Here is a 22,385-nt window from a genome sequence, read left to right as displayed (position 1 = left end):
GCCGCTATTCATGAAAATCATGAAGTCCCATTCATGATTTCACGGCTAGGTCTTGGTGGTTCATGGGTTCAATATGCGTGCTGGAGCGTACGAAGTTCCCGCAGCCGCCGCGTGGCGCTGTGCAACCTCTGCAGGAGACACTACATGAAATGGGAAACCCCGACGGCAACTGATCTTCGCTTCGGTTTCGAGATCACGATGTACGTCAGCGCACGCTGATTGCGCGCCTCGTCACAACCCGTCCCGCTAACCCCGGGGCGGGTTGTTTCGAACTTCTTCCTCCATCTTTTTTCTTCGATGCGCATCACCGTATTGGGCTCGGCCGCCGGCGGCGGCTTTCCGCAATGGAACTGCAACTGCCCCAATTGCGCCGGTGTGCGCGCGGGCACGGTGCGCGCCAAGCCGCGCACGCAGTCCTCCATATTCGTGCGGCCCGACGACAGCACCGACGGCGTGCTGTTCAACGCCTCGCCCGACATCCTGGAGCAGATCCGCAGCAGCCCGGTGCTGCAGCCGGCGCGCAAGATGCGCGACACCGCAATTGCCGGCGTGGTGCTGATCGATGGACAGATCGACCATGCCACCGGCCTCTTCATGCTGCGCGAGCGCGGCACGCCGCTCCCGCTGTGGTGCACAGACCCCGTCGCTGAAGACCTGAGTCAGGGTAATCCCGTGCTGCGCGTGCTCTCGCACTATTGCGGCGTGGCACGCCATCCGATTGCACTCGACGGCAGCGCGTTCGAAGTGCCCGGCGTGCCCGACCTGAGCTTTCGCGCGATGGCGCTGACCGGCAAGGCCGCGCCGTATTCGCCGCACCGCGAGCAGCAGGTGGAGGGCGACAACATCGGCGTGACGATCTTCGACCGCAAGAGCGGCAAGAGCCTGTTCTATGCGCCGGGCCTCGGCGCCATCACGCCGCCCGTGTTCGACGCCATGGCCAATGCTGATGCGGTCATGGTCGACGGCACCTTCTGGACCGACGACGAGATGGTGCGCCTTGGCGTCAGCGGCAAGCATGCTCGAGAGATCGGCCACCTGCCGCAGTCGGGCGAGGGCGGAATGATCGAGTGGTTGTCCCGGTTGCCGCCGACCACCCAACGGCGCATGCTGATCCATATCAACAACACCAACCCGATCCTCGACGAAGATTCCGAAGAGCACGCGGCGCTCAGGCGCGCAGGCATCGAACCGTGCGAAGACGGAATGACCATTCAACTCTGATTGATAGCGCTCCAGCGCGACACCATGCACGCCGACAGAATCCAGGACCCATTTCGCACGGCCGCGGGCAGCGACAAATCAGCGCCGGCATGGAGCCGTGAAGAGTTCGAAGCCAAGCTGCGGGAGCGCGGCCGCAGCTATCACATCCACCATCCGTTCAACGTCATGCTCAACAGCGGCCGGGCTACGCCTGAGCAGATCCGCGGCTGGGTGGCAAACCGCTTCTATTACCAGATCGCGATCCCCATCAAGGACGGCGCGGTGATCTCGAACTGCCCCGATCCCGCGGTGCGGCGCGGGTGGGTGCAGCGCATCCTCGACCACGACGGCTTCGAGCTCGGCGGAATCAAGGACGAAGGCGGCATCGAAGCGTGGCTGCGCCTGGCCGAGGCCGTGGGCCTCTCGCGCGAAGAGGTGCTCGACCTGCGCCACGTGGTGCCGGCCATGCGCTTCGCGGTCGATGCCTACGTGAACTTTGCGCGCCGTGCGCCATGGCAGGAGGCGGTGTGCTCCTCGCTCACCGAACTCTTCGCGCCAGAAATCCACAAGCAGCGCCTGGCCACTTGGCCGGAGTACTACGGCTGGATCGAGACGGGCGGCCTGACCTACTTTCGCAACCGCGTGAGCCAGGCGCGGCGCGACGTGGAGCAGGGCCTGGCCATCACGCTCGACCACTTCGACACCCGTGCGCTGCAGGAGCGCGCGCTGGAAGTGCTGCAGTTCAAGCTCGACATCCTTTGGGCCATGAACGACGCAATGGCCACGCGCTACGGCGTGAGCGGCGCATGACAGCGAGCAAGACCATGCTCACCGCCGAGAGCAAACCCCGCGTCGGTCCCGGCTTTCGCCTGCAATGGGAGCCGGCGCAGGAATGCCATGTGCTGCTTTATCCCGAAGGCATGGTGCGGCTCAACGGCAGCGCGGGCGAGATCATGAAGCGCTGCGACGGCGAGCGCAGCGTGGCGCAGATCGTGGCCGACCTGGAACAAGCCTTCGACACCACCGGGCTCGAACCCGAGGTGCGCGGCTTCGTCGAAATGGCGGCGCAGCAGAACTGGCTGCGGTGGGACGCCGCATGACCACCGCGGCACCCCGCCCCGGACCCCCGCTCTGGCTGCTGGCCGAGCTCACCTACCGCTGTCCGCTGCATTGCGTGTTCTGCTTCAACCCCGTCGACTTTGCCCGGCAGGAGGACGAGCTCAGCACCGACGATTGGCTGCGCGTGCTGCGCGAGGGCCGCGAGCTTGGCGCCGTGCAATGCGGCCTCTCGGGCGGCGAGCCGCTCTTGCGCGACGATCTCGAAGTCATCATCGCCGAGGCGGCGCGGCTGGGCTACTACACCAACCTGCTGACCTCCGGCGTCGGCCTCACCGCTCAGCGTGCCGCCGCGCTCAAGGCCGCGGGTCTGGACCACGTGCAGCTGTCGTTCCAGGACTCCACGCGCGAGATGAACGACTTTCTCTCGCACACCAAGACCTTCGAGCTGAAGAACAAGGTCGCGAAGATCATCAAGGACCAGGGCTGGCCGATGGTGCTGAACGTGGTGATCCACCGCATGAACATCGACCACATCGACCGCATCATCGAGATGGCGCACGAGATGGGCGCCGAGTACCTCGAGCTGGCCAACACGCAGTACTACTCGTGGGCCTTCGTCAACCGCGACCAGCTGCTGCCCACGCACGAGCAGCTTCGCCACGCCGAGGAGGTGACCGACGCCTGGCGCAAACGGCTGGGCGAACGCATGCGCATCTTCTTCGTCGCGCCCGACTACCACGAGGGCAAGGCCAAGAAATGCGTCAACGGCTGGGGCAGCATGTTCCTCACCGTGGCGCCGGACGGTACTGCGCTGCCTTGCCACACCGCCAAGATGCTGCCGGGGCTCGAGTTTCCGAGCGTGAAGGCGCACAGCCTGCGCGAGATCTGGTTCGACTCGGAAGGCTTCAACCGCTATCGCGGCACCGGCTGGATGAAGGAGCCTTGCGCGAGCTGCGACCAGCGCGAGCAGGACCTGGGCGGCTGCCGCTGCCAGGCGTACCTGTTGGCGCAGGATGCGGCCGCCGCCGACCCGGTGTGCGCGAAGAGCCCGGACCACCACCGCGTGGTGGAAGCGGTGGAGCGCGCAGCCGCGCGCGACCCGGCGGCGCCCACCGAGCATCCGCTGGTATTCCGCGATCCGGCCAATTCACGGCGGCTCTCGGCCGCGCTCGTCACGCCGGACGCGTGAGTCCGCGCGGCTGCACGCTGGCGATTGCTTTCTTTTCGCGCTTCGCCGGCCGCCGCTCGCGCAGCCAGCCCAGATCCGGCGCGAACCGCCACACCAGCAGCAGCAGCGCCAGCAGCGCAGGAATCCACCGCAGGTCGGCGTCCGCCGGCACCTGTTGCGCGTAGCGGCTATCGAGCATGGCCGTCATCAGCGCATCCGGCTTGTTCAGACGCCGGTAGTTCACACCCATCAGCTCGGCCAGCGACCGCAGGTGGTCTTGCCTGAGCTCTGAAAGATGCTCGTGATTCAGCGTGCCGCCCATGGCCGAGCCTTGCACCACCTCATCGGCACGCCAGTAGCCCGCCGGCTCGCCGTTGCTGCCAGTCTTGGGAATGGGCACCGGCACGTCGCCCCCTACGCCGATCAGCCACCCCTTCACCTCGCCGGGCTTGATGTCGGTCATAGGCGGTGTCTCGTTGATGCGCAGCGGCGGCGATTCCTGCCCGTCGCTGATGAAGACGAAGCTGGTGTCCGGCCCGATGCTGCGGGCGCCGCGCACCGCCCAGGTCACGCCCTTGCTGACGTTGCTGGCGTTGGCCCAGCGCATGCGGCCGTCGATGCGTTCGAGCGAGGCCAGCAGCTCTTCGTAGTGGCTGCAGACTTCGATCGGCGTGAGGATCACCACTGAGCGGTAGTCCGCAAACACGCTCCAGCCCACCTTGGAGCCGCAGGGCAGCGCACCCAGCACGTCGCGCATGGCCGCGCGGGCCAAGGTCAGCCGGCTGACGGCCGCGTGGTTGAGCTCCACGTCTTCGACGTTCATGCTTTGCGTGATGTCGAAACTCACCTGCCAGTTGAACACCGGGCGCTGCAGCTGCACGCGCGGAGGCCAGACGGCGAGCGCCAGCAGCAGCAGGGCCAGCACGAGCGGCCCGTTTCCGCTGCTGCCGGCAAAGCGCCGCGCGGTGGATAGCCATTGCCGCAATGAGAGTCTCACGGCAGGTCTCCCGCAACGAAGCCCGGAACACGGACTCGGCGCTGCTCGTGCGCGGGCTGCTGCTCAGCCGAGAAGGCCTCATGGTCCTCGGGCGCGAGCCGCAGCGCGCGCTCCAGGTTGTAGCGCGCATCCCAGTCCTGCGGCGCGGCGCGCAGCAGGTCGCGCAGCCGCTGCTTCCCCAGTTCGAATAGGGGCAGTGCGCCGGCCTCTTGCGCCATGCCTTGGCGCAGGTACATGTTGCCCAGGTTGAACAGCGCCTGCTGCGCGACGGGGTCGCGTTCACCGCTCTGGATCAGGGGCGCAAAGCCCTTGAGCGCGGCGTCGTGCGCGCCGGCCTTGGACAGCGCCAGCGCCTGGGCCAATTGCAGCTGGCGCGGCGCCGAGACGGGCGCGGGCGTCGCGTCCTTGCCGACCGGCGCGGCAGCGATGCGGGCGATCTCTGCGTTCAGGCCCATTGTCTGGCGCAGGCGCAGCCCACGCTCCAGCGCCACGCCAGCGCAGCACAGGCTCACGACGCCAAAGACCAGGTGAACCGTACGTCGTTTCATGTATTTTTCCGCCAGCTCTGCAGCTGTACCGCGCGGCAGGCGAGCAGGCCCGCGCAGCACAGCATCGCCGCCACATAAAACGCCGCGCCATGGCCCTGCCGCGGCACCCGCTCATGAATGGTCAGCGGAAAATTCTGCTGCCGGTCGATCTCGGCCATGGCTGCCGCCATGGCATTGGAATCGTCGACCTGGTAGAGCCGGTAGGGCGTGGTCAGCGTCTTGAAGAACTGGTGCAGCGCCAGTTCTTCGCCGAGGCCGTAGGCCGACACCGTCTCGGTGTTGAGGTTGGGCGAGTTCGGGCCGCTGCGCACGTAGATCCAGTACAGGCCGATCTTCTCCCGCGCGAGGCCGGCGTGGACGCGCTGCCGAGTGGCTTCGTCCAGCTGAGCGCCGCCATCCGAGACGATCAGGATCACGCGGCTTCCCGAATAGCTGCGGCCTTCGAATTCCTCGATGGCCGCCAGCAGCGCGGCATCCATTCGGGTCTCGGGCAGGCCGCGACCGATGGCGGTGGCGGCGAGCGCGGCCTGCACGGTGTCGGTCTTCTGCGTGAAGGGCACCACCGCGATCGGTACCGTGCTGAAGGTCATGAAGGCAAAGCGGTTGTCGGGCCGCTTGGCAACGAATTCGCTCAGCAGTTCGCGCACGACCTTGGCCTTGGGCTCTTGCGACATGCGGCCCGCGGTCTGCAGGCCGTTGGTGTGGACCGTCGCGTCCATGCTGCTGCTGCGGTCCATGAGAATGAGCACCTCCGCGCCGCGACCGGGCCGCTCGACCACGGCGCCCGATTGTCCCGGCCCCGCGAGACCGAGCACCGTGAAGGCCATGGCGCCGGCCGCAAAGGCGCGCCACATGAAACCGACAAGGCGTCCGACCCGATCGGCCGGCAGCCAGGCCAGATACGAAAAGCCCAGCGTGTCGCTGCGCCTGCGCAGCAGCGGCAGCAGCGCAAGCGGCAGCAGCACGAGCATCCAGGGGTGGGATAGGTCGAAGCGCATGGGTCCGGCGGCCGTCAATGCCTGTGGCGCTTTTCCGCATTGCGCAAGTCACGGCACAGCGGCCTGAGCGGGTAGGCGGCTTGCGGCTGGGTCGGGGCGGCAGCGCTTTCGGCAAAGAAGAAACGCCGTGTCGACTCGCGATAGAAATCCTCGAGGCGCGGTTGCAGCGGACGCAGGTAGGGTGCGTCGGCCAGCAGCTGCGGCAGGCTCGCGCCATGCACCACGCGGCCGGCGCTCCTGTTCAACGCGCGGTGCACCACGCGCCACGCCTCGGGGCTCGCCGGGTCGTCGATGCGGTTCAGTTCGCGCCAGGCATTCGCAAATGGAAGCTTCTGCGCTTCGCGCCGGTTGCGCCACGCCCACCAGCCGAGCCACGCCGCGAGCACCGCCAGCAGCGAAAGAAGCGAGAGCTTCAGCTGCTGCTCGACGGCAAAGGTGGGAAGCGCCGCGACGGGACGGTCCGGCCGCAGTGGCTGCAGGTCGCCTTCGCCGAGCAATTCAAGCGGCGTCAGCGGCCCGATGCTGATCGGCCATGCAGGCAGCGCCAGCGCCGGGCCGGATGCGGTCGCAATGCTGAGCGCCGGCAACGAGATGGCGGTCAGCGCGCGCGGGGCATTGATGACCTGGTAGTCGATGGCCAGCCAGCGCCGCCCCTCGGTATCGGTCTCGATGCGCGACGGCCTGCGCTCCAGCCACAGATCGATTCGCGCCGTGCTGGGCAGTGCGGCCGGCTGCAACGGTTGGCCGGCCTGCTCGAGCAGCACGCGCTGCGTGAGCACGTCGCCGATCACGTGGCCAAAGGCGCGCGGCTGCTCGACGGTGGCCGCGGTTGCTGCGGTTGCCGTCATGGCCAGCACCAGCACGGCTGCATGGAGCCGGTTCATGCCGTCGTCTCCATGAAGTAGCGCGTGAGCGCCTCGGCATCGAAACGGCCGTGCAGATGAAAGGGCGGCATGCCGTGTGCTTCGAACAAGGCGGTGAGCTCGGCGCGCCGCGTTGCGACCGCGTCGCGCCACCGCGTGCGAAGCGATTCGCGCATCCAGAGGCTGCGCCGCACGCCGGTTTCGGCATCGCTCAGGGCGACCAGTGCACGCGCGTCCGGCGGCTCGGTTTCGGCCGGGTCCCAGACCACCAGCGGAACGACGCAGGCCGGTGCGAACTGTTCGAGCAGTTCTCCAAGTGCGGCAATCGGCCAGTGAAAGTCGGAAGCCAGAAACACCAGGCCGCCGCGGCCGACGAGGCGTTCGGTGGCGCGGCGCAAACCTGCCAGCGCACTGTCGTCCGTGAGGGGAGCGCCGGGTGTGGCGCGGCAGTCGCGCAGCATTCGCGCCATCAGGCTGCCGTTGCCGCGGCTGTGACGCGCGGGCACGAACAGATCTTCACGTTCGCGCTGGTCGAAGGCCAGCAGTCCGACCGTATCGCCGGCACGAAACGCGCTGTAGCCCAGTGCCTCGACCAGGTCGGCCACCACGTCGAGCTTGCGTCGCTCGGCACCGAAATGCATCGAGGCCGACACGTCCACCACCACGTGCACGGGAATGGCCACGCGCAGCCGGTGGATGCGCACCAGCCAGTCGCCGCGCCCATCGCGCACGCTGGCACGCAGGTCGATGCGGCGCGGATCGGGATGGTCGAACAGGCGCCGGTGCGCGGCAAACTCCTGGCCGCTGCCCTGGCTCAGCCCGCGCTGCGCACCCGGGCGCCAGCCGCCGAAGCGGCGCGGCAGCTGGTAGTGGAATTCGTCGACGCGGTCCATGGCCAGTTCGATGGCGTCAAGGCGCTGCGATCTTGTCCATGATCTGGGCAACCAGCGCTTCGGACAGCTCGGCTCGGCGCAACTCGTACACCGGCGTGAAGAACACGCGATGCCCGAGCACCGAAGGCAGCACCGCCGCAAGATCGGCCGGCTCCAGGTGCGAGCGCCCCTCGAGCCAGGCGACCGTGCGTGCGGCGCGCAGCAGTGCGCTCATGCCGCGTGGGCTGGCGCCGGCAAGGATCAGGCGGTCCATGTCCACGTTGTCGAGCCGGATGCCGAACTTCTGCGGCGTCTCGGTGGCTTCCCACACGTCGAGCACATAGCGCTCGATGGTCTCGCTGGCGCGCACGCTGCGCTGCACCTGTGCGCCAATGGCGTTGAGCCGGTCCCAGGGCAGGATGGCCGGCGCCACCTTGTCGATCAGGCTTTCGGTGTCGTGGTAGGCGGTGTCGAACACCAGCGACTGCCGAATGCCGCGGTCGCTCGGCTTGGGCATGTTCAGCTCGAACATGAAGCGGTCGCGCGCCGCCGAGGCCAGCTCGAAGGTTTCCTCGCGCTCGACCTTGTTGCGGTCGGCGAACACAGTCATGTGCGGAAAGCTGTATTCGCGGTCGAAGGCCGAGACCGTGCGCTCGGCCATGGCCCGCAGCAGCAGAGACTGCACCTGCGGCCGGGCCCGGTTGATCTCGTTGAAGAAGAAAGTGACCAGGCGCTCGCCGTGGCGCAGCAAGGGCCCCGGGTCGATGCGCGGCCGGCCTTGCGCGTCGACGTAGGTGTGATAGACCAGATCGCCCGGCATCAGGTCGACCGTGCCCTCCACGCGCTCGAAGTCGCCGCCGATCGCGCGCGAGAAGGCGCGCAGCACCGTCGTCTTTCCGACCCCCACGTCGCCTTCGAGCAGCACGTGGCCGCGCGCGAACAGCGCCACGTTGATGAGCCGGATCGTCTCCGTTTGCCCGATGATCGCCTTCGCGACCTCGCTTTCGACGCGCAATGCGAAGCGGCGCCAGTCTTCGAGTTGTTCTTCGTTGCCCATGGTGTTGCCTCTTGTCGCGCGATGCCGCGGGCTACTTCGATTCCATCATCTTCTTCAGATTGGCAAGCCCGCCGCGGTAGACATCGGTCACGGCCTTGAGCGCGGCTTCGTCGTTCTGGTCAGGCGGGGGATTGTTGTTGGGAAAGGCACGATAGAAGGCGCCGCGCCACTCGACGACGGACTTGCCGCCGTCCGCCACCACCGAGAGGGTGGAGGTGTAGTTCGTGACCGGCAATGCACCGCCGTCCTTGGCGCGGTAGCTGTATTTCTTCTGCGCCTCGTCGTAGCTTTCGAGCGTCTCGACCAGCGTGCCGCCGCCCTTGAGCTTGAGGGTCCTGACCGAGCCTTCGGCGTTGCCCTTGTCGGACGGGCTTTCGGCCACTGCGGGATGCCAGTCTTTCAGCGCATTGAAATTCTTGATCTTGGCCCACACGGCATCGGCGGGAGCCTCGATGGTGACCTTCTCGCTCACCTTCTGGCGCGTGGGGCCGTGGGCCAGGCCGGGAGCCGATGCGGAAATGAGAACGGATGCGAGAAGGACAGAGAGGGCTCGTCGGCTGGAAGGAAGTGTCGGCATGGAAACGTCCGTGATGAAGAATGAGAAAGGTCGGTCGAAAAAATTCAGTGGTCCATCGGCGCGCCGATGAAGGCGCCGAACCCGCGGCTGTTCTGTCCCGTGGCAATGGTCTTGAGCTTCTGCCCGCTCGCGGCATCAAGCACCTGCACGTTGTCGTCCATCCAGTTCACGACGTACACGCGGTCGGCATGCGCGGCAATGCCTTCTGGATACGCGAAGCCGGGGAGGGTGCGCAGCACCTTGAGCGAAGCGGCGTCGATCACGCTGACCGTGTCTTCGTGCTGGTTGGTCACGTAGAGCAGCGCGCCGCGCTCGGCCAGCGCCGCGCCGTAGGGCGCCTTGCCCACCTTCACGGTGGCAATGACCGCCGGGCGGCGAATGTCGCGCATGTCGACCACAGAGACGTCGTTGCTCTGCACGTTGAGCGCATAGAGCCGGGAGCGCGGAGCGTCGTAGAGCAGCGCGAACGGATGGCTGCCGACGCGCACGCGCGCCAGCACGCGCCGCGCATGGGCATCGACCACGGCCACGCTGTCGTCGTCGCGCTCGGCCACGAACACGATGGTGCCGTTTGGATGCGCAGCCACGCCGGCGGGCGCGCGGCCGACCGCGATCGAGGCCAGGGGCTTGGCGGCATTGGCGGCCTGTGCATCGAACACCAGCAGCCGGCTGCTGTACCAGTCGGCCACGTACAAGTGCTTTCCGTCTGCCGAGATATCGATGCCTACCGGCCCGTCACCGGCCGGCAGCGTGTTCACGACCTTCTGCCGGCGCATGTCGATGACGGAGATCGTCTTGCTGTCGGGGTTGGACACGAACACTCGGCCGGCGCGGCTGGACGCCACTACGCCCGCCGGCGACCGCCCCACTGGCACGGTGGCCACCACCTGCTGCGATGCAACATCGATCACCGAAACATCGTGGCTGCCCTGGTTGGTGATATAGGCGAATGGCGCAGCCCAAGCCGACGTGCAGTAGAGCAGAACCGCGGCAACCCCGGCGCGCACAGGTGTTGCGGTACCTGTCATGGCCACGTGCCGGGGGTTCGGTTCAGCGCGCGGTGGCAGGGCCGATGAAGCAGCCATTGTTCACCTTGGCCTGCAGCGCCTTGTAGCGCTTGATGTCGGCCTGCAGCTTTTCCGAGTCGCGGATGTAGCCGCCGCGCTCGCCGCCGATGGTGGTGGCCTTGGCCGCGGTGCTCAGGTCTACATACTCCGAATACCTGATCTCCTTGGCAATGGCGTCGACGGCGCAAGAGCATTTGCTCGTCATCTCGAAGCGGCCCGCGTCCGGATGCGCGGCGATGCATTCCTGCACGTACAGCACGCGGTCGATGGTGGGAAAGTCGTTCGCGTGCTGCGGCGCGCCATGCACGGCCATTGGCAGGCCAAGAAGACACAGAAGGCGGATTGTTTTTCTCATGGCGTTCGCGTTGGGTTCAGGAAATGGCGGCACTAGCGCGCCGGCGCCTTGGCTCCGTCGATGAGCAGTTCCTCGACCAGGAGGGGCTGGGCCGTGGCGCTCTCGCCCGGTATGGAGGTGCGAATGCCGTAGACGCCGCCCGGCACCGCGTCGGACAGCGTGAAGCGATAGGTCTTGCCCGCGAACTTTTCGTACTTCGGCCGGTTCGGGTCGTCAAGGAAAGGGCTGAACGCGATCTCCTTGCCCTTGACCGTGCGGCCCTGGTAGCGCAGCGACACGTCGCGCACCTCGGCATCCTGGTAGATCGCCATGCGGATGCGCTTGCGGAAGTGGTATTCGGAGCCGCGCGTGAGTCGCTTCATCTCGCGCACGTCATGCTCCAGAAAATAGAGGATGACGGGGTTGCCTTCGGCCGCCGGGACCTCGGGCACCGCGAGTTTGCGCGCGCCGCTCAGGAACGCGCCCTTGGCGTCGCAGCAGCTGCCGTCGGCCTTGGCGATCAGCGCCACGGTGACGTTGTCGGAAAAGGCTTCTTCGAAGCTGCCGGCCTTGCCGAAGGTATAGCGCAGCAGCATGGGCGCCTGCAGGCCCTGCAACTGCGGCGTCATGAACAACAGGCGCTCTGCGGCCGAGAAGTCGCGCTTGTCGGCCTCGGCATGCGAGGCCAGGGGAGCACAGAGCAGGGCGCAGAGCGAAAGACGAAGCGGAAAGGCAATGGCGAGGCGCATGAAAGACCTGGTCAGTTGTTGGGCACTCCGAACGATGCATCGACCAGCGGAACGCCGTACTCCTTCAGGATGGCCTGGATCTCGGGCGCCTTGGATTCGATCAGCCCTTCGATCTGCTGCTTCCATTCGCGTTCGCCGTAGCGCACGCCCATGGCCATCTGATAGTCCAGCCGCAAGCCTTTTTCGGACTTGAGCGGCACCACGACGAGCGCGGGGTTCTTGACGCGCCGGGCAAAGAAGCCGGCGATCGGCCCCCAGACCACGACGGCATCGAGCTTGCCTTCGGCCAGGTCCTTTTCGACGATCTCGCCCGGGTACTGCGCGGGGTCGGCGCTCATGAGCTTGTAGGGCACGCCCTGTTCGAGAAGGCCGTGCTTGTTGAGCCATTGCGAAGCCGGCGAGCGGTCGTAGATGCCGATGCGCAGCGACTTGAGCTTGGCCGGATCGAGCTTCAGGAAATCTTCCGCCGAAGCCACGTTGTCCATGCCCTTGCCCTTGGGAAAGACCAGGGCGTAGGTGGAGCGGTAGTAAGGCTTGGTGACCGAGACTTCGTCGAGCCCGACGGGCACGCCCATCACGATGTCGCACGGGTAGTCCTGGCCCGGAAGCTTGTAGCGCAGCGTGTTGCGAAAGAATGCCAGCCGCTGCGGAAACGAGTAGTAGACGACCGGAAGACCCAGCGTCTTGCCGAACAGCTCGGCGATGCGGTTCTCGATACCTTCTCCCTTGGTGTTGGAGAAGGGCATGTTGTTGGGGTCCTGGCAGACGCGAAACTCCTTGCGTGGAGGCGTCTCCTGGGCCATTGCGGGAAGCAGCGCGCAGCAGCATGCCGCGCCAAGGAGGCCCGCCCGCAGGCGAGCGCCGAAGGACACGGGCCAGCCAGCACGCGGCCGGGCGGTCATTTGTTTTCTTCCACGCGGGCGCGCGTGATCGCGCCGTCGGACCGGCCCTTCAGGTAGGCGTAGAGCTGGTTGATGTTTTCCATCACGGCGGGGTTGTTGCCGAAGCTCTGCATGCCCTTGTCGAGCCGACCGTCGCGAACGGTCTTGATGAAGTCTTCCTTCTTCATCGTCTTCAGGCTGTTGATCAGCGAGGGGCCGACCATGCCTTCCTGGTTCGGGCCGTGGCAGCGGTCGCAGGCCGCGGAGCGCCAGGTGCGGAAACCCTTCATGGTTTCGGGATCCACCTTGTAGCCATCGGTGACTTTGTAGGGCGCCGGATCGGGCGCGGCGGCGACGGCCAGTGTGCAGGCGACGCCGGCAAGCAGTACGAGGGAAGGCAGCAACGTTGACTTACGAAATTTCATGGCTCCTGGGTCTCCGATATCTTTGAAAGTACGGGGGGAGAGCCCTCGAGCGAGTGCTCTCCCGGTCCGCATGTTGCGTCTATCTATCGATGGACGCCTCGGTCATAACGCCTCACTTGGGCAACGCGAAGACAGTCAGCGAGCCGCCGAGTTCGGTGTACTGGCTCAGCTCCTTGTAGCCGCCGACGGCGCCGAGGCCTTCGGTGCTCTTCTCGGGGTCGATGCCCGCGGCCATGCCGATGCCGGCCCAGCCGCCAATGCCCGAGAACACCCCGATGTACTGCTTGCCCTTGTGCTCATAGGTGAACACGTTGCCGATGATCCCCGACGGGGTCTTGAACTTGAACAGCTCCTTGTTGATGTCCTTGGCATCGACGCACTTCAGGTAGCCTTCCAGCGTGCCGTAGCAGGAGATACCGCCGGCGGTGTTCAGCGAACCGCTCCACACCGAGAACTTCTCGGCCTTGGTCTGCACGATCTTGCCGGTGCCCGCGTCCCATGCAATGAAGTTGCCCATGCCGCCATGGCTGCCCGGCGTGGGGTACATCGAGAGCGTGGCGCCCACATACGGCTGGCCTGCGGTGTATTCGACCTTGAACGGCTCGTAGTCCATGCAGACGTGGTTCGTCGGCACATAGAAGAGCTTGGTGTTGGGGTCGTAGGAGGCGGGTTGCTGGTCCTTGCTGCCCAGTGCGGCAGGGCAGACGCCCTTGGTGTTGACGTCGGCGCCGTTCTGCGCGGTCGAGTACTTGGCAACCACTTGCGGCCGGCCGGTCTTCATGTCGACGTGCGTGGCCCAGTTCACCTTGGGGTCGTACTTTTCGGCCACCAGCAGCGCACCGGTCACGCGGTCCAGCGTGTAGGCGAAGCCGTTGCGGTCGAAGTGCACCAGTGCCTTGGTCGGCTTGCCCTTGACGTTGATGTCCGCCAGGATCATTTCGTTGATGCCGTCGAAGTCCCACTCGTCATACGGCGTCATCTGGTAGACCCAGTTGACCTTGCCGGTATCGACGTCGCGCGACCAGATGCTCATCGACCACTTGTTGTCGCCGGGCCGCTGCGCCGGGTTCCAGGTCGACGGGTTTCCGGTGCCGTAGTACACGGCGTTGGTCGCCTTGTCGTAGCTGTACCAGCCCCAGGTGGTGCCGCCGCCGATCTTCCACTGATCGCCCTTCCAGGTCTTCAGCGAAGAATCCTTGCCGACCGGCGCCATCTTGCCGTCGGTCCAGGTCATGGTCTTGGCCGGGTCCATCAGCATTTCTTCATCGGGACCCGTGCTGAAGCCCTTCCAGGCCAGCTTGCCGTCCTTGATGTTGTAGGCAGCCAGGTAGCCGCGCACGCCGAACTCGCCGCCGCTGATGCCGGTGATGACCTTGTCCTTGAAGACGTGGGGCGCGTTGGTGTTGGTGGCTCCGACCTTCGGATCGCCGTTCTTCACCGTCCACACCACCTTGCCGGTCTTGCCGTCGAGCGCCACGAGCGTGGTGTCGGCCTGCTGCAGGAAGACCTTTCCTTCCGCATAGGCAAGGCCCCGGTTCACCGTGTCGCAGCACATGACCGCGATCACTGACTGATCCTGCTTGGGTTCGTACTTCCACAGGATCTTCTGGGTCTCGACGTCGACCGCGAACACCTTGTTCGGGAACGGCGAATGCAGGTACATCGTGCCGTCGACCACCAGGGGCGAGCCCTCGTGGCCGCGCAGCACGCCGGTGGAGAACGTCCACGCGACCTGCATCTTGCCCACGTTGCTCTTGGTGATCTGGTTCAACTTGCTGTAGCGCTGGTTGAACATATCGCCCGCTTGCGTGGCCCAGTTCTTGGAGTTGGCGATGTTTTTCTCCACGTCGGCATTGGCAAGCGCCAAAGCCGGAAGAGCCAACATCGCGACGCCGATATGCCGTACAAGACGGCCGGCGATCTGCCTGGAAAACTTCATAAATGTCTCCTCACATCTCAGTGGGTTTCGAACACGATCATGGCAGCACCCGCGGATCTTTCGATCGCTTTGGCGAATGCTGCGGTCCGCAACATCCATGCCTGCCAGTTCCAGCACGGAGCACTTCGACGGCCCATGCCCGCTCCATTCGAAGACACGCGGCTCCCCTCGGAAGAGGCGTGCGCGGAGCAGCGCTCGCGCAGCGCGCGGCGGCGTGTCGCAATGCGGTCCGAACTTAGGGAAATCCCGGGCGTTCGACGCGTGGTCCTGCCCCGGACGCCGTGCATTGCCGCAAGCTTGCAACGAGTGCGCATCCAAATTTGACGCAAAGTGTCTCGTGCGAAGTACGGCTGTACTGCGCAGGGAGACGCAAAGGCACCCGCGCGGCCGGTGGGAAGCGACTTGGCACAGTGAAAACCCTCGTCGCGCAGAGGCACAGAATTTGCGAATTGAATGCGAACGGCAAATACCATCGGAGTCCGAACTGCTCGACACATTCCACCGGCCTACATGCTGCGAACCATCGACTTAACCAAGCGCTATGGCACGCGCACGGCGCTGCAATCGTTGTCGCTGCATTTGCCCGCAGGCCAGTTCGTGGCGCTGCTCGGACCCAACGGTGCGGGCAAGTCAACGCTGTTCCAGGTGCTGACCGGCATGTTCGCGGCCGACGAGGGCGAAGTCGAAGTGGCCGGCCATTCGCTGCGCCGTTCCGCCACCGCGGCGCTGCGGCACATCGGCGTCGTGTTCCAGCAGATGTCGCTCGATCTGGACCTGAGCATCCGGCGCAACCTGCTGTTCCAGGCCGACCTGCACGGCCTGCCGCGGCGGTTGGCCGAAGAGCGCATCGCGTCGGCGTGCGAGCGCCTGAACATCGACGCCAACCTGGACCGCAAGGTGCGCGAACTGTCGGGCGGCAACCGGCGCAAGGTCGAGCTCGCGCGTGCGAGCCTACACCGGCCGGCCGTGCTGCTGATGGACGAAGCCACGGTCGGGCTCGACCCGAAGTCGCGCCAGGATCTGCTGGCCGCATTGCATGCCGACGTGCGCGAACGCGGCGTGTGCGTGCTGTGGGCAACGCACCGGGTCGAAGAAGCCGAAGAGGCCGACCGCGTGCTGGTGCTGCACAAGGGGTCCCTGCTGGCGGACGGCACGCCGGCGGAAGTGGGCCAGTTGCTCGGCGGCGCCACGCTAGAGGCGGGCTTCATCGCGCGCACCGCTTGAAACAAAAAGAAATCAGAGTCAGAAAAATGGAGACATCGCATGCCGCAACCTTCCTTCCTTTCGCTCCCCGGCGCGCTCGTTCACGCGGCCTGCAGCCATAGCGCGGTTGCGCTCGCGCTCGTGCTGGCCGCGACGAGCGGTGCCGCGCTGGCGCAGGGCACCGCCTACGTGTCGAGCGAAAAGGACAACGCGCTCACGATGATCGACCTGGGTACCCTGGCCGTGAAGGGCACGATTCCCACCTGCAAGCGAGCGCGCCACATCCAGCTCACGCCCGAGCGCCAGATCATGGTGGCCTGCACCGACTCCAACCAGGCCGACCTGATCGACCCCGCGAGCGGAAAGTCGGTGCGGCGAATTCCGCTCGGCGACGAACCCGAGGCCTTCGACCTGTCGCCGGACGGCAAGGTGATCTACGTTTCCAATGAAGACGCGGGCGAGGCCAGCTTCATCGATGCGGCCAGCGGCAAGAAGCTGCGCTCGGTCAAGGTGGGCGCGGAGCCGGAGGGCGTCAAGGTCAGCGCGGACGGCAAGACCCTGTACGTGACCTCGGAGGTGGCGAGTCTCGTGCACGTGATCGACACGGCCAGCGGCAAGGTCGTGAAGAACATCCGGGTCGGCAAGCGCCCGCGGCGCATGGCCATCACGCCCGACAGCAAGGAGCTGTGGGTCACCAACGAGCTGGGAGCCAGCGTCAGCATCGTCTCCACCGCCACGAACGAGGTGACCGCCACCCTGAAGTTCGAAGTGAAGGGCGCGCGCGCCGAAGACATCACGCCGGTCGGCATACAGATGACGAGCGACGGCAAGCGCGCGTTCGTGGGCCTGGGCCGCGCCAACCACGTGGCCTTCGTGGACGTGCCGGGCCGCAAGGTGAGCTCGCTGGTGCTGGTCGGCAAGCGGGCCTGGAACGTCACGCTCGACAAGGCGCAGGCGCGGCTCTATGTGGTCAACGGATTGAGCGACGACGTGACCGTGGTCGACGTGGCCGGCGCAAAGGCCATCAAGAGCGTTCCGGTGGGACGCGTGCCCTATGGGCTCGTGATCGTCGAATGAGGCCGCGCGCAACGGTTTGCCGGCTATGGGGCACGTGGCTGGCCATAGTGCTCGCCGGGCCTTTTGCCGTGGACGCGGCCGGCGCGGCGGTGCTCAAGGCAACGCTGATCACGCCCGCCGACGATCCGCGCATGGAGCGTACGCGCACCGAGCGGGCCTACCTCGGACATCCCGGCGGCCCGCTGGCCGAAGGGGTCGAGGTGGCGCTCGACGAGGCGAGGTTCGAGCTCGACGCGGCCGGTGCCGAGGTGGCGCTGGCCAGCGCGCCGGCCGCTTCGCTCGATGCGGCGCGCGCCGCGGCCATCGCAGCCGAGAAGGCCGGCGCGGCGGTGCTGCTGACCGACCTCCCGGCCGACTGGACGCTGGCCGTGGCCGATGCCGTGAAGCTGCCGGTGCTGAACCTCAGCGAGGCATCCGACCGCCTGCGCCAGCAGGACTGCCGGGCCCGCCTGTTCCACTTGATCCCAAGCGAACGCATGCGCAGCGATGCGTTGGCGCAGACCCTGGTGTCACGCAAATGGAGCAAGGTGCTCCTGCTGGTGGGCAGCGGTCCGCAAGACGCCATGCGCGCGGCCACCGTGCAGGCCTCGATCAAGCGCTACGGGCTGCAGGTGGTGGCCAGCAAGCCTTTCAAGCTCTCGGCAGACCCGCGCGAGCGCGATCTGGCCAACCCGCTGCTGCTCACGGCCGGCAACAGCTACGACGCGGTGTGGGTGGTCGACAGCGACGGCGAATTTGCCCGCACGCTGCCGTACCGCACTGTGTTGCCGCGGCCGGTGGTGGGCGACGGCGGGCTGGTGGCGCTGGCCTGGCATGCGCAGTTCGAACGCTACGGCGCGCCGCAGGTGTCGCGGCGTTTTGCCAAGATCGCCAGGCGCGCGATGACCGCGCACGACTGGGCCGCGTGGATGGCCGGAAAGACCCTGGCGGCAGCCGCAATCGGCGCGCCCAAGGGCCCGAACGCAGCCTGGGCCCAGGCCATCGCCAAGGGCACCCTCGACGGCTCCAAAGGCACCAACCTGAGCTTCCGCGCCTGGGACGGCCAGCTGCGCCAGCCCATGCTTTTGAGCGACGGGCAGGGCGTGATCTCGCAGGCCCCGGCCGAAGGCATGCTGCATCCGCGCGACGTGCTCGACACGCTGGGCGCAGACGCACCGGAGAAGCTATGTCCGATCGCACGCTGAAGACCGCAAAGGCCCCCGCGGGCGAAAACGCCGAGCGGCTGGCAAGGCGGGGCGTGGCTCACGCGCTGCAGGCGATGCGCGCCATCATCCTGCGCGAGCTCATCAAGTTCTCGCAGCAGACCGGGCGGCTGGTGTCGGCGCTGGTGCGGCCGTTGTTGTGGCTGGCGGTGTTCGCGGCGGGCTTTCGCAACGTATTTGGCGTGGCGATCGTCGAGCCCTACGACACCTACATTCCCTACGACGTCTACATCGTGCCGGGGCTGGTCGGCATGGTGCTGCTGTTCAACGGCATGCAGTCGTCTCTCGCCATGGTGTACGACCGAGAGATGGGGCTGATGCGCCTGCTGCTCACCGCGCCGCTGCCGCGGCCGTGGCTGCTTTTTTCCAAGCTGTGCGCCACGGCACTGCTGTCGGTGCTGCAGGCGCTGGCCTTCGTGATCGTGGCGGCGCTCATCGGCACCGAGCTGCCGCTGCTGTCGTTCTCCGGCCTGCATGCGCTGGTGGCGCTGGCCGCCGGTGCGCTCATGCTCGGCGCGCTCGGGCTGCTGCTGTCGGTGCACATCAAGCAGCTGGAGAACTTTGCGGGCACGATGAACTTCGTCATCTTTCCGATGTACTTCCTGTCGACCGCGCTCTATCCACTGTGGAAGCTGCAGGAGTCCGGGGCCGAGTGGGTGTACCAGCTGGCGCGCTTCAACCCCTTCACCTATGCCGTGGAGTGGATCCGCTTCGCGCTCTACGGCAAGGACCCGGGCCTTGCGCCTTACGTGGTGCTCGGCTGCCTGGCGGTTTTCTTCGGCCTCGCGTGCTGGGGCTACGACCCGCAGCGCGGCTTCGGCGGCCTGACCAAGCGTGGCGGAGGCGGGCCATGAACGGGCAGGGCAACGCTACCCGTCGCCGCTGGCTGCGCGATGCGGGCGCGCTGGCGCTGGGCGCATTGCCGCTGGCTCGCGCCGTGGCGTCGACCGAGCCCTTTCCTTCCCGTGCGGTGACGCTCTGGGTGCCCTGGCCCGCGGGCGGCGCCACTGACATCTCGCTGCGGGTCCTGGCCGAGCTGGCCTCGGCTGCGCTGGGGCAACCGGTGCTCACCGAAAACCGCGGCGGTGCCGGCGGCACGCTGGCCATGCCGGTGCTGCAGCAGGCGCGGCCCGACGGCTACACCATCGCCCAGATGCCGCAGCCGGTGTTCCGCGCGCCGCACACGCAAAAGGTGCTGTGGGATCCGATTCGCGACGTGACGCCGATCATCCAGGTCTCCAGCGTGACCTTCGGCGTGCTGGTGGCGGCCGGCAGCGGTTTTCGTTCGCTGGAAGACATGTTCGCGTTCGCGCGTGCGCGGCCCGGTGAGCTGACCATTGCCACCAACGGCATCGGCACCACGCCGCACATGGTGCTGGAGGCGCTGTTCACGGCGCGCGGCCTGCGCTACATCCACGTGCCGTACAAGGGCACGGCCGAGCAGCTGAACGCGATTGCGGGCGGACAGGTGATGGCAGGCGTCAACTCCACCGGCTTCGGGCCCGCGGTCGACTCGGGCACGCTCCGGTTGCTGGCGATCTTTTCGGGCGAGCGCTCCAAGCGCTGGCCGCAGGTGCCCGTACTGCGCGAGCTCGGCTTCGACATCGTGGCCAAGTCGCCGTATGGGCTGGCCGGGCCGCGCGGCATGTCGCGCGCAGTGGTGGCTGTGCTGCACGATGCTTTCAAGAAAGCCATGTTCGATCAGCGCTTCAAGGACGAACTGGCCAAGTACGACCAGGAGGTCGATTACCTCGGGCCGGAAGCGTACGCGCAGTCGTGCCGAGAGATCTTCGCGCAGGAGCGCGCCATCGTGGAGAAGCTGGGCCTGACGCGCACCGGCACCTGAGGAGGAGAACCCGTGATCCGATCGAACCAGACGACAACCCGCCGCCTGATCGGCCTTGCCGTGGCCGCCGCGGCCTGCCCGACGCCGGGACACGCGCAGGAAACCGCGCCGCAGGCGGGCAGCCTGCCGACCGTGGAAGTGGTCAGCACCACGCCCGTGCCGGGCATCGAGGTGCCGAAGGATCAGATTCCGTCCAACGTGCAGACCGCGGACGATACGCATCTGCGCCGTGCGCAGAGCCTGAACCTGCCCGACTTCCTGGCCACGCAGATGCCGAGCGTGAACGTGAACGAGATCCAGGGCAACCCGTACCAGGTCGACGTGAACTACCGCGGCTTCAGCGCCAGCCCGGTGCTCGGAACGCCGCAGGGCCTGTCGGTGTACCAGGACGGCGTGCGCATCAACGAGCCCTTTGGCGACGTGGTGAACTGGGACCTGATTCCGAAGGCGGCCATCTCGAGCATCACGCTGCTGCCCGGCTCCAACCCGCTGTTCGGCCTGAACACGCTGGGCGGTGCGCTGTCGCTGCAGACCAAGCGGGGCGACACCCACCCCGGCACCGAGCTGGAGTTTCAGGCCGGCTCCTTCGGTCGCGTGAGCACGGAGCTTTCGCACGGCCGCAAGCTCGCCGATGGGGGGCACCTCTTTCTCTCGTTCGGTGGACTCAACGAAGACGGCTGGCGCAACTACTCGCCCTCGCGCGTGCGCCAGCTGTTTGCCAAGGTAGGCCAGGACAGCGGCAAGCTCTCCTGGGACCTGAGCTTCACCCATGGCGACAACCGGCTGGTGGGCAACGGCCTGCTGCCCGAGTCCATGCTGATGCAGAACCGCAAGCAGGTCTATACGCGACCCGACCAAACCGGCAACCGCATGTCGATGCTGACGCTCAATGGCAGCTACCGCCTGAGCGACCAGCAGACGATCTCGATGACCGCGTACACGCGGCGCTCGCGCTACAGCACGCTCAACGGCGATCTGAACGACGATTTCAGTCCGCCGGACAGCCTGAATTCGGGCGTGGAGAACCGAACCTACACGCGCCAGCACGGCGAAGGCGTTGCGCTGCAATCGACCTACACCGCGGGCATGCATCAGCTCACATTCGGCGCTTCGGTGGACCGCGCGCGTACGCACTTCTTGCAGACCGAGGCCGAGGGCATTCTCGACGCCACCCGCGCCGTGGTGCCGCAGGAAGAAGCCGAGGTGGATGCGCTCCTTGCAGGAAAGAGCCGCACTGCGAGCGTTTATTTTTCCGACCTGGTGACGCTGCGGCCGGACCTGCAACTGAGCCTTTCGGGCCGCTACAACGACACCCGCGTGACCACCCGCGACGACGGGCGCGCCTTGCTCGGGCTTGCGACCCAGCTCGATGGCGAAGGCCGCTACAAGAAGTTCAATCCCGCCATCGGCCTCACGTGGCAGGCCACGCCGCAGCTCACGGCCTATGCCGGCTGGAGCCAGGGCAACCGCGCGCCGAGCCCGATCGAGCTCGGCTGCTCCGATCCGGCAAACGCCTGCGTGCTGCCCAATGCGCTGCAGTCCGACCCGCCGCTCAAGCAGGTGGTGTCGCAGACTTTCGAAACCGGCTTGCGCGGAACTTTCGCCAAGGACCTGCGGTGGAATGCATCGGTGTTCCGCACCGTCAACAAGGACGATCTGCTGTTCGTCAGCAGCGGGCTTTCGCGCGGGTACTTCAGCAACTTCGGGCGCACGCTGCGCCAGGGCGTGGAGCTCGGCCTTTCGCAGCAGACCGAAAGCATCGACTGGTCGCTGTCGTACAGCTACCTGCGCGCGAGATACGACTCCCCGGCGTGCCTGGTGGCCGAGGCGAATAGCAGCGCAGAAACCAGCGCTGCCTGCACCGGGGAGGGCGAAATCGCGGTGCGGCGCGGCGATCGCCTGCCGGGCCTGCCGGCGCATTCCCTGAAGTTCAACGTCGACTGGCGCGTGACGCCCGCCTGGACCTTGGGCGCGCAGTACCGCGCCTACTCCCGGCAGACCGTGCGCGGCAACGAGAACGGCTTGCACGCACCCGAAGGGGATCTTTTCAGCGGCAGCGGCCGCATCGGCGGCTATGCGCTGCTGGACCTCACGACGCGCTGGAAGCTGGGCCGCAACGTAGAGCTTTTTGCCAAGGTGGCGAACGTGTTCAATCGCCGTTATGCCACCGCCGGCCAGTTGGGCCGCAATGGCTTCGATGCCAGCGGCGCGGTGCTGGCGCCCGATGCATGGCGCAACGCGCAGTTCGTGGCGCCCGGCGCGCCTCGCGCGGTGTGGGTCGGCGTGCGCGTGCAGCTCGGGGTCTGAGGGCGGAGGCCGAAAG

Annotated in this window: 24 protein-coding genes; 11 read left to right on the top strand and 13 right to left on the bottom strand. The window is 66.7% G+C overall.

Going from position 1 to position 22,385, the window contains the following annotated elements; all coding sequences use genetic code 11:
• Nucleotides 1-144 precede the first annotated feature (144 nt).
• The 5 genes from pqqA (at nt 145) to pqqE (ending at nt 3,448) form a co-directional block, all read left to right on the top strand.
• Nucleotides 145-219 carry a pyrroloquinoline quinone precursor peptide PqqA gene (gene pqqA / locus BLR24_RS00940; protein ID WP_010100094.1) on the top strand — a complete coding sequence of 25 codons (75 nt, stop codon included), beginning with the start codon at nt 145-147 and terminating at the stop codon, nt 217-219.
• A 78-nt stretch (nt 220-297) separates the two neighbouring features.
• Entirely contained in the window at nt 298-1,221 is a 924-nt protein-coding gene (gene pqqB, locus BLR24_RS00935) for a pyrroloquinoline quinone biosynthesis protein PqqB (protein ID WP_093011300.1), read from the top strand.
• A gap of 24 nt (nt 1,222-1,245) precedes the next feature.
• A complete protein-coding gene (gene pqqC, locus BLR24_RS00930; RefSeq protein WP_093012687.1) occupies nt 1,246-2,010 on the top strand; it encodes a pyrroloquinoline-quinone synthase PqqC in 765 nt (254 codons plus the stop codon).
• Nucleotides 2,007-2,300, top strand: a complete 294-nt coding sequence (pqqD, locus tag BLR24_RS00925; protein WP_093011297.1) for a pyrroloquinoline quinone biosynthesis peptide chaperone PqqD — start codon at nt 2,007-2,009, stop codon at nt 2,298-2,300. Before pqqC ends, pqqD begins: the two co-directional genes overlap by 4 nt.
• The gene (pqqE, locus tag BLR24_RS00920; RefSeq protein ID WP_093012685.1) at nt 2,297-3,448 is read left to right on the top strand and encodes a pyrroloquinoline quinone biosynthesis protein PqqE; all 1,152 of its coding nucleotides are present in this window, start codon (nt 2,297-2,299) and stop codon (nt 3,446-3,448) included. Before pqqD ends, pqqE begins: the two co-directional genes overlap by 4 nt.
• Here the strand turns inward: pqqE and BLR24_RS00915 are convergent.
• The 13 genes from BLR24_RS00915 to BLR24_RS00855 form a co-directional block, all read right to left on the bottom strand.
• Nucleotides 3,432-4,424 (bottom strand): vWA domain-containing protein, encoded by a 993-nt coding sequence (locus tag BLR24_RS00915; RefSeq protein WP_093011294.1) that lies wholly within the window; start codon nt 4,422-4,424, stop codon nt 3,432-3,434. The two genes, pqqE and BLR24_RS00915, sit on opposite strands and share 17 nt — an antisense overlap.
• Complete coding sequence (locus BLR24_RS00910; RefSeq protein ID WP_093011290.1) at nt 4,421-4,972, bottom strand: MxaK protein; 552 nt, start codon at nt 4,970-4,972, stop codon at nt 4,421-4,423. The genes BLR24_RS00915 and BLR24_RS00910 overlap by 4 nt, the downstream gene beginning before the upstream one ends.
• Nucleotides 4,969-5,970 carry a vWA domain-containing protein gene (locus BLR24_RS00905; RefSeq protein ID WP_093011287.1) on the bottom strand — a complete coding sequence of 334 codons (1,002 nt, stop codon included), beginning with the start codon at nt 5,968-5,970 and terminating at the stop codon, nt 4,969-4,971. The genes BLR24_RS00910 and BLR24_RS00905 overlap by 4 nt, the downstream gene beginning before the upstream one ends.
• Nucleotides 5,971-5,984: 14 nt before the next feature.
• The gene (locus BLR24_RS00900; RefSeq protein WP_093011284.1) at nt 5,985-6,854 is read right to left on the bottom strand and encodes a calcium incorporation protein MxaA; all 870 of its coding nucleotides are present in this window, start codon (nt 6,852-6,854) and stop codon (nt 5,985-5,987) included.
• Complete coding sequence (locus tag BLR24_RS00895; protein ID WP_093011281.1) at nt 6,851-7,726, bottom strand: DUF58 domain-containing protein; 876 nt, start codon at nt 7,724-7,726, stop codon at nt 6,851-6,853. The genes BLR24_RS00900 and BLR24_RS00895 overlap by 4 nt, the downstream gene beginning before the upstream one ends.
• A gap of 16 nt (nt 7,727-7,742) precedes the next feature.
• Complete coding sequence (locus tag BLR24_RS00890) at nt 7,743-8,762, bottom strand: AAA family ATPase (RefSeq protein ID WP_093011278.1); 1,020 nt, start codon at nt 8,760-8,762, stop codon at nt 7,743-7,745.
• A gap of 31 nt (nt 8,763-8,793) precedes the next feature.
• On the bottom strand, nt 8,794-9,339 hold the full coding sequence (locus BLR24_RS00885; protein WP_093011275.1) for an SRPBCC family protein: 546 nt from the start codon (nt 9,337-9,339) through the stop codon (nt 8,794-8,796).
• Between the two features lie 44 nt (nt 9,340-9,383).
• A complete protein-coding gene (locus BLR24_RS00880) occupies nt 9,384-10,367 on the bottom strand; it encodes a YVTN family beta-propeller repeat protein (RefSeq protein WP_093012682.1) in 984 nt (327 codons plus the stop codon).
• A gap of 22 nt (nt 10,368-10,389) precedes the next feature.
• Nucleotides 10,390-10,761 carry a hypothetical protein gene (locus tag BLR24_RS00875; protein WP_254787115.1) on the bottom strand — a complete coding sequence of 124 codons (372 nt, stop codon included), beginning with the start codon at nt 10,759-10,761 and terminating at the stop codon, nt 10,390-10,392.
• Nucleotides 10,762-10,793: 32 nt separating this feature from the next.
• Nucleotides 10,794-11,489 carry a hypothetical protein gene (locus BLR24_RS00870; protein WP_093011269.1) on the bottom strand — a complete coding sequence of 232 codons (696 nt, stop codon included), beginning with the start codon at nt 11,487-11,489 and terminating at the stop codon, nt 10,794-10,796.
• Nucleotides 11,490-11,500: 11 nt separating this feature from the next.
• Nucleotides 11,501-12,391: a substrate-binding domain-containing protein gene (locus tag BLR24_RS00865; protein ID WP_093011266.1), complete on the bottom strand. Its 891-nt coding sequence runs from the start codon at nt 12,389-12,391 to the stop codon at nt 11,501-11,503.
• Nucleotides 12,388-12,795 carry a c-type cytochrome gene (locus BLR24_RS00860; protein ID WP_093011263.1) on the bottom strand — a complete coding sequence of 136 codons (408 nt, stop codon included), beginning with the start codon at nt 12,793-12,795 and terminating at the stop codon, nt 12,388-12,390. The genes BLR24_RS00865 and BLR24_RS00860 overlap by 4 nt, the downstream gene beginning before the upstream one ends.
• Nucleotides 12,796-12,907: 112 nt before the next feature.
• Nucleotides 12,908-14,734: a methanol/ethanol family PQQ-dependent dehydrogenase gene (locus BLR24_RS00855; protein ID WP_093011260.1), complete on the bottom strand. Its 1,827-nt coding sequence runs from the start codon at nt 14,732-14,734 to the stop codon at nt 12,908-12,910.
• A 510-nt stretch (nt 14,735-15,244) separates the two neighbouring features.
• On the opposite strand from BLR24_RS00855, the gene BLR24_RS00850 reads away from it, so the two are divergent.
• From BLR24_RS00850 to BLR24_RS00825, 6 genes are read left to right on the top strand one after another with little or no spacing between them, the layout of a single operon-like run.
• Nucleotides 15,245-15,958, top strand: a complete 714-nt coding sequence (locus tag BLR24_RS00850) for an ABC transporter ATP-binding protein (RefSeq protein WP_093011257.1) — start codon at nt 15,245-15,247, stop codon at nt 15,956-15,958.
• A 39-nt stretch (nt 15,959-15,997) separates the two neighbouring features.
• A complete protein-coding gene (locus BLR24_RS00845; protein ID WP_093011254.1) occupies nt 15,998-17,014 on the top strand; it encodes a PQQ-dependent catabolism-associated beta-propeller protein in 1,017 nt (338 codons plus the stop codon).
• Complete coding sequence (locus BLR24_RS00840; RefSeq protein ID WP_093011251.1) at nt 17,011-18,198, top strand: type 1 periplasmic-binding domain-containing protein; 1,188 nt, start codon at nt 17,011-17,013, stop codon at nt 18,196-18,198. Before BLR24_RS00845 ends, BLR24_RS00840 begins: the two co-directional genes overlap by 4 nt.
• Nucleotides 18,180-19,070 (top strand): ABC transporter permease, encoded by an 891-nt coding sequence (locus BLR24_RS00835; RefSeq protein ID WP_093011248.1) that lies wholly within the window; start codon nt 18,180-18,182, stop codon nt 19,068-19,070. The genes BLR24_RS00840 and BLR24_RS00835 overlap by 19 nt, the downstream gene beginning before the upstream one ends.
• Nucleotides 19,067-20,062: a tripartite tricarboxylate transporter substrate binding protein gene (locus tag BLR24_RS00830; RefSeq protein ID WP_093011245.1), complete on the top strand. Its 996-nt coding sequence runs from the start codon at nt 19,067-19,069 to the stop codon at nt 20,060-20,062. The genes BLR24_RS00835 and BLR24_RS00830 overlap by 4 nt, the downstream gene beginning before the upstream one ends.
• A 12-nt stretch (nt 20,063-20,074) precedes the next feature.
• Complete coding sequence (locus BLR24_RS00825; protein ID WP_254787114.1) at nt 20,075-22,369, top strand: TonB-dependent receptor; 2,295 nt, start codon at nt 20,075-20,077, stop codon at nt 22,367-22,369.
• The last annotated feature ends 16 nt before the right edge of the window (nt 22,370-22,385 follow it).

Origin of the sequence: Variovorax sp. OV700 (assembly GCF_900099805.1) — a bacterium.
Lineage (GTDB): Bacteria > Pseudomonadota > Gammaproteobacteria > Burkholderiales > Burkholderiaceae_C > Variovorax.
The sequence above is the reverse complement of the archived record's forward strand: the minus strand, read 5'-3'. Positions and strand labels throughout refer to the sequence as shown.